Annotated in this window: 14 protein-coding genes and 1 pseudogene; 6 read left to right on the top strand and 9 right to left on the bottom strand. The window is 38.7% G+C overall.

Features of this window, described 5'->3' with window-relative positions; translation table 11 throughout:
• Positions 1 to 105: 105 nt before the first annotated feature.
• The gene (gene cruF / locus PN497_RS06290; protein WP_096566581.1) at positions 106 to 1,014 is read left to right on the top strand and encodes a gamma-carotene 1'-hydroxylase CruF; all 909 of its coding nucleotides are present in this window, start codon (positions 106 to 108) and stop codon (positions 1,012 to 1,014) included.
• Between the two features lie 151 nt (positions 1,015 to 1,165).
• On the top strand, positions 1,166 to 2,335 hold the full coding sequence (gene cruG, locus PN497_RS06285) for a 2'-O-glycosyltransferase CruG (protein ID WP_096566583.1): 1,170 nt from the start codon (positions 1,166 to 1,168) through the stop codon (positions 2,333 to 2,335).
• A 94-nt stretch (positions 2,336 to 2,429) separates the two neighbouring features.
• Here the strand turns inward: cruG and rnhA are convergent, their stop codons facing one another.
• Complete coding sequence (rnhA, locus tag PN497_RS06280) at positions 2,430 to 3,338, bottom strand: ribonuclease HI (RefSeq protein ID WP_096566585.1); 909 nt, start codon at positions 3,336 to 3,338, stop codon at positions 2,430 to 2,432.
• A 523-nt stretch (positions 3,339 to 3,861) separates the two neighbouring features.
• Here rnhA and PN497_RS06275 point away from each other — a divergent pair.
• Positions 3,862 to 4,341, top strand: a complete 480-nt coding sequence (locus PN497_RS06275; RefSeq protein ID WP_096572607.1) for a DUF1499 domain-containing protein — start codon at positions 3,862 to 3,864, stop codon at positions 4,339 to 4,341.
• Between the two features lie 49 nt (positions 4,342 to 4,390).
• Here PN497_RS06275 and PN497_RS06270 read toward each other — a convergent pair whose 3' ends face one another.
• Positions 4,391 to 4,954: a pyridoxamine 5'-phosphate oxidase family protein gene (locus PN497_RS06270; protein WP_096572608.1), complete on the bottom strand. Its 564-nt coding sequence runs from the start codon at positions 4,952 to 4,954 to the stop codon at positions 4,391 to 4,393.
• 69 nt (positions 4,955 to 5,023) lie between these two features.
• Between PN497_RS06270 and PN497_RS06265 the strand changes: the two genes are divergently transcribed.
• A complete protein-coding gene (locus PN497_RS06265) occupies positions 5,024 to 5,959 on the top strand; it encodes a 1-aminocyclopropane-1-carboxylate deaminase/D-cysteine desulfhydrase (RefSeq protein WP_096566587.1) in 936 nt (311 codons plus the stop codon).
• Between the two features lie 74 nt (positions 5,960 to 6,033).
• On the opposite strand, the gene PN497_RS06260 is transcribed toward PN497_RS06265, so the two are convergent.
• Entirely contained in the window at positions 6,034 to 6,456 is a 423-nt protein-coding gene (locus PN497_RS06260; protein WP_096566589.1) for a hypothetical protein, read from the bottom strand.
• A gap of 409 nt (positions 6,457 to 6,865) precedes the next feature.
• Here PN497_RS06260 and PN497_RS06255 point away from each other — a divergent pair, with 409 nt between their 5' ends.
• Together PN497_RS06255 and PN497_RS06250 are read left to right on the top strand one after the other, a co-directional pair.
• Positions 6,866 to 7,504 (top strand): Uma2 family endonuclease, encoded by a 639-nt coding sequence (locus PN497_RS06255; RefSeq protein ID WP_096566591.1) that lies wholly within the window; start codon positions 6,866 to 6,868, stop codon positions 7,502 to 7,504.
• 97 nt (positions 7,505 to 7,601) lie between these two features.
• Complete coding sequence (locus PN497_RS06250; RefSeq protein WP_096566593.1) at positions 7,602 to 8,360, top strand: Uma2 family endonuclease; 759 nt, start codon at positions 7,602 to 7,604, stop codon at positions 8,358 to 8,360.
• 76 nt (positions 8,361 to 8,436) lie between these two features.
• Here the strand turns inward: PN497_RS06250 and PN497_RS06245 are convergent, their stop codons facing one another.
• From PN497_RS06245 to PN497_RS06220, 6 genes and pseudogenes are all read right to left on the bottom strand, one after another.
• Entirely contained in the window at positions 8,437 to 9,759 is a 1,323-nt protein-coding gene (locus PN497_RS06245; RefSeq protein ID WP_096566595.1) for a CO2 hydration protein, read from the bottom strand.
• A 310-nt stretch (positions 9,760 to 10,069) separates the two neighbouring features.
• Positions 10,070 to 11,572 carry an NADH-quinone oxidoreductase subunit M gene (locus tag PN497_RS06240; RefSeq protein WP_096566597.1) on the bottom strand — a complete coding sequence of 501 codons (1,503 nt, stop codon included), beginning with the start codon at positions 11,570 to 11,572 and terminating at the stop codon, positions 10,070 to 10,072.
• Between the two features lie 106 nt (positions 11,573 to 11,678).
• Positions 11,679 to 13,541 carry an NAD(P)H-quinone oxidoreductase subunit F gene (locus tag PN497_RS06235; RefSeq protein WP_096566599.1) on the bottom strand — a complete coding sequence of 621 codons (1,863 nt, stop codon included), beginning with the start codon at positions 13,539 to 13,541 and terminating at the stop codon, positions 11,679 to 11,681.
• Between the two features lie 338 nt (positions 13,542 to 13,879).
• Positions 13,880 to 14,056 carry a hypothetical protein gene (locus PN497_RS06230; RefSeq protein WP_187039704.1) on the bottom strand — a complete coding sequence of 59 codons (177 nt, stop codon included), beginning with the start codon at positions 14,054 to 14,056 and terminating at the stop codon, positions 13,880 to 13,882.
• Positions 14,057 to 14,206: 150 nt separating this feature from the next.
• Positions 14,207 to 14,515 (bottom strand): annotated as a pseudogene (locus PN497_RS06225) (EAL domain-containing protein); the annotation flags it as partial.
• Positions 14,516 to 14,720: 205 nt separating this feature from the next.
• Positions 14,721 to 15,917 (bottom strand): AI-2E family transporter, encoded by a 1,197-nt coding sequence (locus tag PN497_RS06220; protein WP_096566601.1) that lies wholly within the window; start codon positions 15,915 to 15,917, stop codon positions 14,721 to 14,723.
• Positions 15,918 to 15,974: the final 57 nt, after the last annotated feature.

Genomic DNA, 15,974 nt, shown 5'->3' with positions numbered 1-15,974 from the left:
CCGGATTATTTCTTAAAAATTAGTTAAATTATGATCTTAAACATTTGTAAACTATTAGCAGTCGAGTATCCTTATGTCATATTTTAGGAAGGTTAAGGACTGATCATGAGACAACTAGTTATTGTTGAGCGCGTATGCCTGATTGGTCATATCGTATCCATGGTGTTTGGACTGGTAGGGATATTACTGGTTATTCCTAATGCCGAAGTGATTTTGAGCTTATCTGAGGTCGGTCAGACTGTCATGCAGTGGAGCATGGCTGGTGGCGGTGTTGCCTATATGATTTTAGGTGCAGTGGGTGTGTTCCTGTATGCGTACCGAAATTTGGGTTTAGGAAGGGCTTTGTGTTTTTTAGTGCCTTCGGTGTCCATTTCTTTGACAAGTGAGTTATTGGGAACTAGCACAGGTTTTCCTTTTGGTCACTACAGCTATTTGAGTGGTTTGGGTTATAAAATTGCGGGTTTAGTACCGTTTACTATTCCTTTGTCTTGGTTTTATGTGGGATGTGTTTCTTACCTGCTGGCGCGTGTAGGTTTAGAGGTAGATAAAAAACCCAGTTTATTACGTCATTTAGGGGCGATCGCTCTCGGTGCTTTATTGCTCACTTCTTGGGACTTTGTACTTGATCCGGCAATGAGCCAAACTTCTCTTCCCTTCTGGTATTGGCAACAACCTGGTGCTTTCTTTGGAATGCCTTATCAAAACTTTGCTGGTTGGATGGGTACTGGTTCAGTGTTTATGACAGTAGCGGCGCTGTTGTGGAGAAACAACCCCATTAAATTAGAGCGATCGCAACTCAATATTCCTTTAGTAGTTTATTTGGCTAACTTTGGTTTTGCCACAGTGATGAGTTTGGCTGCTGGCTTCTCTATCCCTGTATTGCTGGGTGTGTTACTTGGCGTTGCACCTGCTGTAGCACTGTGGTTAAGAGGATCCGATGCATCCACTTCCGTAGCTGTGGAAGCAGCAAAACAGGAAGTTTCTGTTGGTAATGTGAAAGTTGCTTTAAAGTAACTTCAATAGTGCTGAGTCAATAATTAATTAATTACACTCAGCACTAACTTGGTAATTGGTAATGGGTAATGGGTAATTGGTAATTAGTATAAATTTTATATTTTCTGCCTTCTGCCTCCTGCCTCCTATATTTTTAATTGGTATACATATTTTGATTACAGAAAGCATTATTTCACTTCTACTATTACTGATCCAAGTACCAGCAACGGCGCTGTTATTGTCACGTTTGCTCAAGGGTCCCAGAAGACATCCACCTTTGCAACCACAACAACCAACCCCGGATATTTTGGGTAGTGTGAGTGTGGTTGTTCCCACTTTAAATGAAGCTTTGCGTATTAGTCCCCTGTTAGCTGGGTTAAGTCGGCAAAGCTATGAAGTCCGAGAAGTTATTGTTGTGGATAGCAGATCCCAGGATGGTACTCCCGACTTGGTAAAAGCTACACAACAAAAAGATCCCCGCTTTCGGGTCATGAATGATGATCCTTTACCTCCCGGTTGGGTGGGTCGTCCTTGGGCTTTACATAACGGCTTTTTGTTTAGTTCCCCAGACAGTGAGTGGTTTTTGGGGATGGATGCCGATATTCAACCTCATCCCGGTTTGGTCGCTAGTTTGGTGAAAACAGCCCAAACAGAGGGTTATGATTTGGTTTCCCTGTCTCCTCAGTTTATTCTCAAGTATCCTGGTGAATGTTGGTTACAACCGGCTTTGTTGATGACGCTGTTATATAGATTTGATCCTGCGGGTATTCACACTGAACAACCGGAAAGGGTGATGGCTAACGGACAGTGTTTTTTATGTCGGCGCTCGGTTTTAGCGGCTGTAGATGGTTATAGCACTGCTAAAGGTTCTTTTTGTGATGATGTTACCTTAGCGCGAAATATTGCGGCGGCTGGTTTTAAGGTGGGGTTTTTGGATGGGGCTAAAGTTTTCAAAGTGCGGATGTATGAGGGAGCAAAGGAAACTTGGAAGGAGTGGGGGCGCAGTTTAGATTTAAAGGATGCTTCTAACCGCGCTCAAATTTGGGGTGATTTATGGTTATTGTCCTCTGTACAGGGTTTACCCATATTGATTTTACTGGGCTTTCTTCCCCTGCTTCCCCTGCCTCCCCTGCTCCCCCTGCGCCTGTTATTGGGACTGAATATATTTTTACTGGTAATTCGCTTTGCTTTGTTATTGGCGATCGCTCCTTCCTACGACCGGAAAAATGCTCAGGGTGGTTGGTTGTTCTGGCTTTCTCCTTTAGCTGATCCCCTCGCTGTGCTGAGAATCTTTTTATCTGCACTCCGCAAACCCAAGGAATGGCGAGGAAGAAAGTATTGAGTAGGTGACAGGTGACAGGTGACAGGTGACAGAAAAGAGTTTTTACCAATTACCCATTACCCATTACCCATTACCCATTACCCATTACCATGATTTATTCATTGTCATTTACCACTTGATCACCTCTTTCTAGTTCCCAAAGAATTTGATTTCCTTCCCGTCGTACCCGTGAAACTATCCAATTTCGCCAACGCCATTGATCTCCCCGACTGGTGACAGCACTTGCATGGACATCCATCAAGTCTGCTAGTTCGGAACTGGTGATTAAATAGCCTTTTTCGGCAATTTCGTCAGCAACCCGCAAAGTTTCAACTAGGTTGCGGAGGTGTAAAACCCTCATCTCAGGTGGTTTTTCGTTGTTTGTGGTTGCAGCTGACGCTGTAGATGGTTCCATAGTGGTTGTGTCTGATAAAAAAGTTCTGCTTTCCGAAATGTTTTCTTCGATTTGTGTAGAGTTGATTGGAGAATCAGATACTTTTGTGAAATTTACATTGTTTGTATTGGTTAAGGTTGCATCAAGATTTTCCGGGGATAATTGTTGAAGAGATGGAATTTTGCCGCTGGCAAAGGAGCGAGCAATCACATCACACCTTTCGTTACCTATGTTACCAGAATGTCCGCGCACGTGCTGCCATTTTACAAGTCGGCTGTTGAGTCTATCCAGGGTTTCTAACAGGTCTTGGTTTTGGACTGGGTTTCCGTCTGCTTTTTTCCAACCTTTCTTTTTCCAACCCTGCATCCATTTGGTAACACTGTTAATGAGATATTCGCTATCGGTGTACAGGGTGATGGGTTGGGTTTGTCCAGATGTAGCAAAAAATTCTAGGGCAGCGATCGCCGCTTGCATTTCCATTTTATTATTGGTGGTATGCCGGGATGCGTCCCCCATTTCGTAAACTGAACCATCATTAAAGTAAACAACAACACCCCAACCACCAGGACCAGGGTTGCCAGTGCAAGCACCATCGGTATATATGCTTTGAATTATGCGTTGTGTAGACATGATGAGTGATTAAAAATTCAAAATTAAAAATTAATAATGAGTTGCACACAGAGATTAGCAAAAAAGGGTTTTATAAATCAAGTCATCAAAGTTGCACCCTCAGTCATCAATTATCAGTCATCAGCCAATAGTATTATTAGTCAAAATGAAGCAGTTTTGATTTCAATAATGTTATTTACATCTATAGTGATCCGATTTGATTCATGAATTTTTCGTGGAGGCAGGGAACAGGAAACTCTTAACAGGAAAGAACGCTGTCAGTATTTATGGTGAGCGAAGCCGAACCATGTACTGAGTTCTGTTCAAAAATCAAATAGGAGTCCTATATTTCTGTTAATTATGTTTATTTTATATGTTTATTTTAGATAACTAAAACTATTCTCTATTCCCTATTCCTTCTTCACTATTTTCTAACTCCACAAAAATACTTTCAACAATATTCCCAATTTATATTAATATTTTATTGTCATTTATTGTCAAATATCAAACAATGATTCAATTAACTGTAGTCAAGAAAATCATCATGCAATATCTAAACACATTTCCACAAAGGATAAAGAGTATTACATTAGCAATACTCTTAACCTTATTTATTGGTTTCATGCTTCCTGCTGTTACATGGGCAACTGGTTTAGGAGTGACATCAGGTTATCTGAGTCCTTGTCCCAATACAAATAACTGTGTTGTCAGTCAAAATGCAGATACTAAACACGCCATTGATCCGATTATTTATCATGTAGACCGTGATCAAGCAAGAAAAACCTTACTCCAAGTTCTCACTGTTGTACCACGTACAGAAGTTATAGAACAAACAGATAATTACATTCATGCTATTTCTAAAAGTCGCATCTTCAAATTTGTTGATGATGTAGAGTTTTATTTACCAAATGATGAACCAGTAATTCATATCCGTTCAGCTTCTCGTGTGGGAGAGTCGGATCTTGGTGTCAACCGCAGACGTATGGAACAAATTCGTTTAGCTTTGCGTGATTTAAACATTTAATTGAAATAGAAATCAAATATTGATTTTCTAGCATCATCTATTCATCAAATTACCTTTGATTGTGAACCTGAGACAAGGGAGTTAACAAACCATCAATACTGACAAAATTTTTCTGTTGATGATATTCTTTAATTCCCTGTTCACCTTTCTTAATAGCCCAGTTAACTAAAGTGTCTCTTTGTCTTTTATATTCATAAAATGGCACAGCAAAACCACAGGAAGTTTGCACCCTGTCAATATCAGCAACAATTATTTGCCGAGTTCCGTTAATCGGAGGAAATAAAGAATACAAATAATCCCATTCAGCAGCATTAGGTAATATAGTTTTTCCCTGTCCATAAAGCCGCAAAATAGAAGGTGGTTCTTGAAAAGCGCAAAACATAAATGTAATTCTGCCATTTTCTAACAGATGGGCAGAAGTTTCATTACCGCTACCTGTGACATCTAAATAAGCAACCCGATGGGGTGAAAGAATACGAAAGCTATCTAAACCTTTAGGAGAAATGTTAACATGACCAGTAGGACTTAAAGGGGCAGTCCCAACAAAAAACATCTGCTGATTTGCAATAAATTTTTGCAATTCTTCGGTGATAGATTCAAAAACTTTAGCCATAAACAGTTTGATAGTTTTTGCAGATTTGTTATTTTCTACCATTCTCACAAAGCTTAACTTGTGTTTGAAATGTCGTCAATATTTTTATCTCCACCTCTAGAAAAAATTAATCATCAAATAGCTGATAGTGCTGGTGTTGAGTTATATGTATTCCGTCTTGATCTCATGCACCCCCAAATTAATGGTAACAAATGGTTCAAGCTGAAATACAATTTATTAGAAGCTCAGGAAAAAAAATACTCTACCATTCTTACTTTTGGTGGTGCTTATTCTAACCATATTTTTGCTACCGCTGCCGCAGGTAAGGTTTTTGGTTTGCGTACTCTTGGGGTGATTCGTGGAGAAGAAACTTTACCACTGAATCCTACCTTAAATTTTGCCATAGAACAAGGCATGGAGTTAGTATATTGCGATCGCACAACTTACAAAAAACGGCACACAAACCAACTACAGGAAGAATTAAAACAACGATTTGGTGAAGTATTCATCATTCCCGAAGGTGGTGGTAATTTAAATGGTGTGCGTGGTTGTACAGAAATCATGGAAAACCTAAAATATCTTGACATTGACACAATTTGTCTCGCCTGTGGCACAGGTACAACCCTAGCTGGAATTGCTTTATCATTACATTCAAATCAGAAAATTATCGGATTTCCTATATTAAAAGGTGGAGAATTTTTAGCACCACAGATTACAAATTTAACACAAGATTATATTCAATCCGGTTTACCTGTACCAGTTCATAATCCGGCACATTGGCAATTGCTATACAATTACCATTTCGGAGGTTATGCAAAAGTTAACCAAGAGTTAATTAAATTTTGTCACACATTCCAACAGGAACATAACATACCCCTAGATTACGTATATACGGGAAAAATGTTTTATGGTGTAATGGATTTATTAAAAAAGGGATTTTTTTCACCAGGTAAAATACTATTAATACATACTGGTGGGTTACAAGGAAATTCTGGTATCGAAGAAAAATTACTTAAAAAAATATGAAAAACATATTTAATTAAAACAAATTTTTTACCACTAAGATCCCCGACTTCTTCAAGAAGTCGGGGATCTGAAAATCATAAAGTTACACCATGTTTTTTAGCAATTTCAGTAAGTTGATCATACTGATGTTGTGCTGCTTTCGTTAAAATTGCTTCTGCTTCTGTGGGATCAGTACCATCTTTAGGAATTAAATACTTCACATAAAGAGAAACAAAATCAACAACAGCTGCTAAACCAGACAAATCATGTTTATCAGATTGTTGTCCAGCAATAACAGCAACTAAACCAGCACGAATAGGATCAGGTTTCAATTTCATAAACTGATCAATTAGCTGTTTTAAATAATCTGCTGTTGCTAAATTTTGCAACTTACTTTGATCAGGTTTAAATTCCAATCCTGCGGCTTTAGACTGTTCTAAAACACACCATTCTGTAAATTCTTGCAGTGCAGCATCAGTAAGTTTAGGGAGATATTGGTACAGTTCTAAATTAGACACAAGGTGACACCAAATTGAGGTTTTTTAATTGCATCAAGTCCACCCTAACCTACTGTTTGATAGAGTTTTGTAATAAAACTGACAATATAGGTTTTAGATCCCCCCAACCCCCCTTAAAAAGCAGGGCTGTTTCATTCGTTTAAGAGGGTACATTTGTCAATATCTTTAGTGATAGTTTTTGAAACAAAATTGATGTGAACCAGCTACAATACCAGCAGCAGGAGGCGCAACAACACTCGTAGTTCGCTATTTGCTAAATTACCTCCTGCTTGAACTAGACTGTCAGCAGCTTTTTTCAAATATTTTCGCATTGTGAATTGGTATGAGATACCGGACTTCTTCAAGAAGTCCGGTATCTATAAACTTGAGGATTGCTATAATAAAATTAATATACATAATAAAATAAACTATGATAGCCACTACAACCCCAGCAGAAACGAGAACTTTAGTAGAAAACATTAGCTGGCAAACATTTAAAACTATGCTGGCAGAAATGGGATGTAACCGTAACACCAAATTTGCTTATGATCATGGAAATATAGAAATTATGACTCCCCAAATGCCCCATGAAAATTCTAACCGTAATATAGAAGGTTTTGTAATAATTTTATGTGAAGAATTAGGATTAGAAATTAAACGCGCTGGTTCTTTGACATTAACGAGAGATGATATCCAACGTGGTGCAGAACCAGATAGTAGTTATTACATTCAAAATGAATATTTAGTGAGAAGTAAAGATAAAATAGATTTAGCTATTGATCCACCACCAGATTTAGTTTTAGAAGTGGAGTATTCCCGACCCCAAATTGATAAATTAAAACTTTATGCCGCTTTGGGTATTCCTGAATTTTGGCGTTATAATGGTAGTGAATTAAGAATCTATACTCTCACCAATGGAGAATATTTAGAAGTTGAAATCAGTCCCACTTTTACACCTATAACTATCAAGGAAATTCCTGGATTTTTGGCAGAAACTTCAAACATCGGAGAAATAGCGACAACACGCATTTTTAGAAATTGGGTGAAAGAACAATTATGGAAAAAATGAAACATTAAAACCTTAAAAATCATTGTTGAAAAACATGATTTGTTTTTTGAAGCCAAAATCTAAAATCTAAAATCCAAAATCTAAAATCTAAAATAAAATGACTTACTCACCACCTTTACCCCCACAAACAGAACCACCCCTTCCCCCAAGGGAAACCTTACCCACAATGTATGATTTACCAAGCGAAAACCAGGAGGAAAAAGGTTTGCCAGATGATTTTCATTTTTTACAACCCTTACTTTTATATTTGACTTTTCAACCCATAAACTGGAATCCAGAATTAGTTTATAGTGCTGCGGATCTCAATCTTTATTATGATCTACAACATCCTTTATGGTATAAAAGACCTGATTGGTTTGGTGTAGTTGGAGTTTCTAAATTATATAATCATCAAGATTTGCGTTTAAGTTATGTCACTTGGCAAGAACCAGCTAACCCTTTTGTGGTAGTTGAATTATTATCACCGGGAACAGAAGAAGAAGATTTAGGAACTAAAGCAAGTCAAGCAGATAAACCCCCTACAAAATGGGAAGTTTACGAACGCATATTAAGGATTCCTTATTATATTGTTTTTAGTCGTTATACCAACGAAGTCCGCGCATTTCAATTAGTAGGTGGTCATTATGAATCTGTAAATTTTATTGATGGACGTTTACATATCCCAGAAATAGGTTTAAGTTTGGGGTTATGGGAAGGAACATTTCGTGGTATTCCTAAACTTTGGTTGAGGTGGTTTACATTAGATGGAGAATTAATTCCCGAACCTTCAGAAGAAGCAAAGGCAGCGAAAATAAAAGCCGAAAAATTAGCGGAAAAATTGCGTAAATTGGGTATTAATCCTGATGAAATTATGTAATAGTAAATAACTACTCAATTACGTAGTTTAAGTGTAGATACCGGACTTTTTAAAGAAGTCTGGTATCTTTAGCTGATTAACGATAATCTTGACTTTGAACACTCCGCAATTTCGCCGCATCTCTCATACCATAATCAGCACGAGTGAAGCGATTCAATTGCATTTCAAAAAACTCCCGATTTGCCTGTAAATGTTTAGGATTGGGATCATCTAAAGGATATAACAACGCAGTTCTTAAAGCTTGAATTACCGCAGATGTGACATTGTACATTGAACGTTGGAAAGTTACACCCAACTGAATCAACATATCATCTTCACCCCGACAATGTTTTTTGTAATAATCAACTAAATATTGGGGCAGAAAATGCAACATATCCTGCATTAATAATGTGGGTGGAATACCCGCAGTACCTACAGGGAATACGTCAGCGTAAAGAATGCCATAATGGAAGTCTTTTTGGTCTTCTGGTACTTGTCCTGCTTGGGCATTATAAGACTTTGTGCCTCTAAATGGTGCAGTCCGGTAAAATACAGCTTCTACATAGGGTAAAGCTGCTTCATATAACCAAGTAAAACCTTTAGATTTGGGAATGACTTCATAACATTCACCATCAACATAAACATGATGATAAATAGGACGACCGGCGATCGCAAAAATACCATTCACTAAAAAATTCATGGCATCAGGAACACCTTTAAAACCGCCTTCATCATAAATATCCGACATTTCAAAAAATACCGGTGCCATTACTTCCCAGAAAAGTCCTAAATTGGCATAATAAGACATCATCCGGCACTGTTCCAAAAACATATCAGGGAACAGTTTATAAAGTCCCAACATTAAAGGATTTTTCTTAAAGTAAGCTTTAATTGCTTTATCAGCATTAGCTTTATATTCATCCGAATCTAAATAGGCATCAAATTGATTTACAGGGGCGTACATTTTCCGATGCCATAACATCGCTTGCATACAAGCTTCCGCAAATTCCATGTTAATTCTGTCATGGAATAAATGATGTAGTAACTTTGGCATTTTGCGAGTTTCACCCTTTTCCATAAATGCCAAAAGTTCAGGATGTGCTGTAGCTTCACCGCGCCAAATTCTTAAATCAGCATCATCCCCTGCATAATGATTATGTAAGTCTAAATATTCTTGAGGTAAGAAATATTTAAAAGCAGGCAGAGGATTTAAAAAGACTCTTTCCCCAATATAAAGCAAGTCGCGCCAGTAAAAATCCATCGGTACTGCGTAAGCTTTATAAATACCGATGATTTGCATTAAGTTTTCTGGTGTATCTGGCAGCATTGAACCACCAGCTTCTAGACGATGAATGACATCGGCAAATTCGTGATTTGATGGTGGTAGTTTGGTGATTGGTTTATCGGGAGTTTGTACCATTTTGATTTCCTATATTTATGAATTTATCACGCAGAGACGCAGAGGCACAGAGAGATTTAAGAGGTTAATAAATGTACTAGATTATCTATCTTATTCCTTTTCTTCTTCTCATTCTTCTCTTCCTTAGTGTTCTTCGTGCCTTCGTGGTTTTTCTCGTTTTTTTCTCGTTCCCATACAGAGTATGGGAATGAATTTTAAAAGGCTCTGCCTTTTAGTTTTTTTACAGTAGAGGCAGATCCTCTGAGATAGCATTCCCAGTCTCAGACTGGGAACGAGATCAATTTTTCTGACAAGCTGACAGCTTAAAAAATTACTTCAAAGCCACTTGAGAAATTACGGTTTTTTCAGGAGTAGGAATAGCTGCTACCATTGCTGTAGTTGTGGTTTCACTCCAGCGCACTAACCAGGTAGGTTGTACTCCCAAGAAAATGATCAGGGAAGCTAATATTAATGCGGGAATTTTTTCTGCCCAAACCACTCTGGGATAATAAGCTAAGTCGTTATTTAGTCTACCGAAACAGGTGCGGTTGAGAAGAATAACGAAGTAAACCGCAGTTAAACCAGAGGAAGCTACACACAATAATGTGGGGATGGGGAAGGTGGAAAAACTGCCTTGGAAAACGATAAATTCTGCAATAAAACCAGTTAAACCAGGGATACCGGCGCTGGCCATACCACCTAACACCAGTAAAGCACTGACGATAGGTAAACCGCGAATAGGACTCATTAAACCATTGAGTTTATCTAGTTCTCTTGTTCCAACTTTGGTTTCTACAAGTCCCACTAAATGGAAGAGAATAGCCAGAATTAAACCATGACTAAACATTTGCGCGACTGCACCAACTAAGGCCAGATTGGTACTAGCTGCGGCTGCAAGTAAAATATAGCCCATGTGTCCGATTGAACTATATGCTACCATGCGCTTGATGTCTTTTTGGGCGATCGCTACAACTGCCCCATAAATTGCACTAACAGCACCCCATATTGCTAAGGTTGGTGCTACTACATTCCAAGCTTGGGGAAATAAACCAAACCCAAATCTTAAGAGTCCATAAGTTCCTAATTTAGCTAAAATTCCACCTAATAAAATAGCAATAGGTGCAGAAGCTTCAACGTAAGCATCAGGTAGCCAAGTATGGAAAGGAATTAAAGGAATTTTGATGCCAAAACCTAAAATTATTCCTACTAATAATAACAGTTGCATTCCCGCAGACAGGTTTTGAGTATTAACCGCATCTAAGGCAAAACTATGAGAACCACTTAACCAAACTATGCCCAGGAATGTTGCTAAAATAAATGCCCCGGAAACTGCTGTATAAATCAAAAATTTCATTCCAGCATAGGCGCGTTTTTCTCCTCCCCAAATGGAAATTAATAAATAGAAAGGTATTAATTCCAATTCATAGAAAAGGAAGAAAAGTAGTAAGTTTTGGGCTAGGAAAGCACCAGCAACACCACCGCTAACTAATAAAATCAGCGAATAGAAAAGTTTAGGACGTTCGGTATTTTGGTTACTGCTGTAAATGGCTATCCAAGTTAATAAGCTGTTCAATATCAACATTAGAATTGATAGCCCATCAACACCTAATTGATAATTTAAACCCAAGGTTTCATTCCAAGGTAAATTCTCTTGAAACTGCATTCCTGGACTATTGATATCAAATTTCAGCAGGATGAAAGCATTCCACAATAGAACTACAAAGGAAAGAGTTAAAGCTACTAATCTAGTTCTCGTTTTAGGAATGACTGTATCTGGTAAAAATCCGATAATTGCAGCGCCAATAATTGGCAACCAAATTAAAACACTTAACATCTTTGGTAATTGGTAATTGGTAATTGGTGATTGGTGATTGGTGATTGGGTAAAATTATGATATTTTGTTTCCTAATTTTCTTTCACCTATCACCTACTGATAGCTTTTAAAAAACCAAATTCATGAACTGCACACCCCAGAAAGGCCATGTAACCCAAGCACCTAAAACGCTAACTCCTAATAAAACAGTGAAAGCGTAAAATTGGGTTTGTCCATTGTTGCTATATTTCAACCCTTCCCCACCTAATAAGGAGAATAAACCGACAAAATTAACAATGCCATCAACGACAAATCTATCCACCATGTCAGCTAATTTAGAAAGTTGGGCAACGCCAAAAATGATGGTCATTTTGTAAAGGTTGGGGGTGTAAAAATCGTAAGCAAGTAAATTTTGTAAACCTTGGAAGGGTAAGCGAACTGGTTTAGGAATAATGTTTCCTAAATAAATTACAGCACTAATACTGCAACCGAAAATACTTGACCAAATAAATAACAATGCCACATCTTTATTTAATGTTGCCCAACTAGGTAATAAAGATAAACTTTCCAACACTAAAGGCAGATGTAAAACAAAACCAAATAAAACCATCATTGGTAAAACCATCAACCAAATAGCTTCCGGTGAACGTTCACTCATTTGTTTGGGTTTACCACCAAAGATTAAACCAAATTCTCTGGTTAAACTAAAGGCTGTAAACACATTGACGGCAATTATTATTCCTACTAACCAAGGGTGTGTTCCCCATAAACCATCAGCTAATTTTACTAATGCCCAAAAACTTCCTAAAGGTGGGAAACCAATTAAACCCAATGTTCCCACAATAAATGCTAAACCGGAAATGGGACGACGTGACCATAAACCACCGAGTTGGGTAACGTCTTGGGTGACACTATTCCAAACTATTCCTCCGGTACTCATGACTAAAAGTGCAGCAGATAAAGCATGAGTGAGGACTAATAATAATGCGGCTTCATCCTGTTGTGTGCCTACGGCGATAAACACTAAGCCCATGTAAGCACTGACAGAATAAGATAAACAGCGTTTGATGTCAATTTGGGCGATCGCAATTAATGAACCACCAATAGCTGTAACAGCACCAATAGCTACCATTGCGGAGGAAGCTATGGGAGACAAACTAAATACAGGTTGTAATTTAATCAGCACCCATGCACCACTGGCAACTACCACTGAGTTCCGTAAAATGGTACTGGGAACAGGTCCTTCCATTGCTTCATCCAACCACAAATGCAAGGGAAACTGAGCGCATTTACCCATTGGACCGGCAATTAAAGCCAAACAAACCAAAGTAATAATTGTCGGGTCTACTTGGGCTGTTTGCGCCCAAATTGCTAAATCTTTATAATCCCAAGTTCCTGCTAAAGTCCACAGTCCGAGAACTCCCATTAGCAGGAATAAGTCACCAACCCGCTTGGTTAAAAACGCATCTCGCGCACCGGTCACAACCAACGGTTGACTAAACCATAAACCTACCAACAGGTAAGTTCCTAAAGTGAGAATTTCTAAAACTACATAACTGAAAAATAGGTTATTACATAAAGCTAAGGCACATAAACCAGCTTCAAATAAACCTAATAAAGAATAAAATCTTCCCCAACCCCAGTCCATTTCCATATAACCCACAGCATAAACTTGGGCAAGGAAATTTAAACCCGTAATAACCATTAATGCCCCTACATTAATTGCAGAGAGTTCTAAATTAATAGTTAGTTTTAAACCTGCTGTGGATAACCAAGGAATAAATACCTCTTTAGCAGGATGATTCCAAGTACCCAGAAAGGCTATTGCAGAATGTAAAAACGCCAAAAATGTCATTACTAAGTTGACATAACCTGCCGGTCTTGGTCCGGTTTTCCTGATTATTCCCGGCGACCAAGGTAAAGCTAAAACACCACCTAATAAAGCATAGCAAGGGACTAGCCAAACGGTCTCTAGCAGGTACTGAGACATGAACTCACCTCTATATTTGCACTGAATATTGTTGCTTGTTTGTCAACAAGCGTTGATCCCTGATGATGTTAACTAGAAATAATAAGGCAATTTTATTTTTGCTTAATATTGTTAGATATAGCTTACCGTTATCTCTGCCAAAAGGGAATTACTTAACTAGATAAATCCACGATATTTTATCTAATTTTTTCTTATAGTTCTATGGATTGATTTATCTGATAGTATCTATCGTATAGAATCTATGAATATACCAAGCAATAGGAAATAGCGGGAGCAAGGTCAAAAAAATTAATTCTTGCTCCTGACTCCTGTACATAATAAACTGCGCCAGAAAGTTTCTACTGACTTCTAGAAATTTGCAATTCTGCTATAATTGGTGCTGATGAGTTTATGTAGCTAATAGGGGCGGGTTTCATATCTCGGTAGTCGAGGATTTGAACGACAATTAGGTAAGCTATAGCTAAAAGTATAGAAATTGCACCTGTAATAATGGCGACTATTTTTGAACGGTTCATCAGAATTTCCTAAAAGTTAAAATTTGATAGTTGATAGTTGATAGTTGATAGTTGATAGCCTATTCCTGACTCCTGACTCCTGACTCCTGTACGGGCGAAGCATTCGGGCGTTCGCGTAGCGTGCCGAAGGCAATCAATTATCAATTTTTATCACAGGTTGTTTTCCGAATGCCTGTCTGCCGACAGGCAGGCTTCGCCCCTACGACTCCTGACTCCTTCTTTAATGAGTTCTGTAGCTTGTTGGGCAGAAAGAGGTTTATAGAACAGATATCCTTGTACATCATCACAATTAATAGACTTTAAGAAATCTAGTTATTCAGGCTTTTCTACTCCTTCAGCAATTAGTGTTAACCCCAAGCTGCGTCCCAAGTCAACTATAGCCTTGATGATATGAGCTACTTTAGCATCTCTGGCCAATTCTTTGATAAAAGACCGATCAATTCCATGCAGATGAAAGGGTTTTTCCAAGGTTTGTAAAATTCTGGGAGCTACTTGAGCTACTTATTCCTGATGATTCAATACAGCAAAATAACTATGAGATACACCCGACTTAAAGCCTGTAAAATAGACAGTGCCGACACTTCTAGAATAAAGCAGGAAGAAAAAGTCGACTTTTGTTCGCATTAGTTAGGGCTTGTCGAATAAATGTAAAACCTAGATAGAGTTAGCCGTTTTGTATCGGCTGACGGCAAGGAACACCATCAGAAACACTGAGAGAATTATTGCCTGGAGGTGAAGGAGATGCTTCTGGTGTCATGGGTGCGGCTAAATCTCCAGAAGCAGCGTTTTCTGTTTCATCACTCATAATCGGTGGACGAATGGCGCTAATAACTGTCTTGATGACAACAGCACAAGGAACCGCCACAATCACGCCCAAAAGTCCGCCGATTCTTGCCCCAGTCAAAACGGAAATGAGTATCCAAACTGGATTTAAACCTGTAAAACTTCCTAAAATCCGGGGTGCAATGATATTTTCCAGAATTTGCTGCACGATGACTGCGGCGGCTAAGACTCTAGCACCCATCCAAAAGTCTTGTAGGGAGACTAACAAAGTTGTCATGGCGATACCCACAGAACCACCAAAGGGGATTAGCGCCATAATGCCGATAGTTAAGCCAAACAACAACCCAAATGGCACTTTCAACCACAAAAAGGTGGGAATCAGAGCCGAGGCCATACAAGTAGATAAAATCAACTGGGTGATAAAGAAGTTTTGAAAACTTAGGCGTACTGTTCGGGAAAAAGGTTCACGAAATTTAGTAGGGAGCCATTCTACTAAGCTTTGCCAAAGTTCACCGCCATGTTGCAATAGATAGAAAGTCAAAACCATCGTTAACAGAAAGTCTAACAAGCTGGTAAAGGTGACGACAGCGAGATTTAATACTTGTCCGGCTATAGCTTGCAGTTGACTCTTGACGCGATCATTAATTTGCACGACGATAGCATCAAGATTAATCGGTAAGCCCATCATCTCGGCTTTCTCATTTAAAATCATTAACTGCGATCGCCCAGAGTCTATCAACTCTGGTAAACGGGCTACTAACTGCTGGGCTTGAGTTAGGGCTAGAGGAAAGAGGGTGACACCCAGCGCCAATAAAATTGATAAAGCTGATAAAAATACCAAAATGGCGACTTGTTCTCGTCTTGCACCGTGCTTTTCCATCCAACTTACTGGGTAGTTAAGCAGAAATGCCAGCACTGAGGCTCCGACTAAAATGACTATCAAAGAGTGGAAATAATGAAAAATTGCCGATATCGCCCAACCATTGAGAACTAATAGAGGAGCGAATAGCGCGATCGCCCCGATTCGCGCTACTGGTGTAAATGTTTGCCACCAGTCAAGTAGCTTTCGTGTCTGCATTTTTAGCTGATTGGGGATAGAACTAAATACAACTTAAGCTAAATTCTTGTTTACAGA

Origin of the sequence: Sphaerospermopsis kisseleviana CS-549 (genome assembly GCF_028329225.1) — a bacterium.
GTDB classification, from domain to species: Bacteria; Cyanobacteriota; Cyanobacteriia; order Cyanobacteriales; family Nostocaceae; genus Sphaerospermopsis; species Sphaerospermopsis kisseleviana.
Note: the sequence above shows the minus strand (reverse complement) of the source record. Positions and strands in the feature narration are given on the sequence as shown.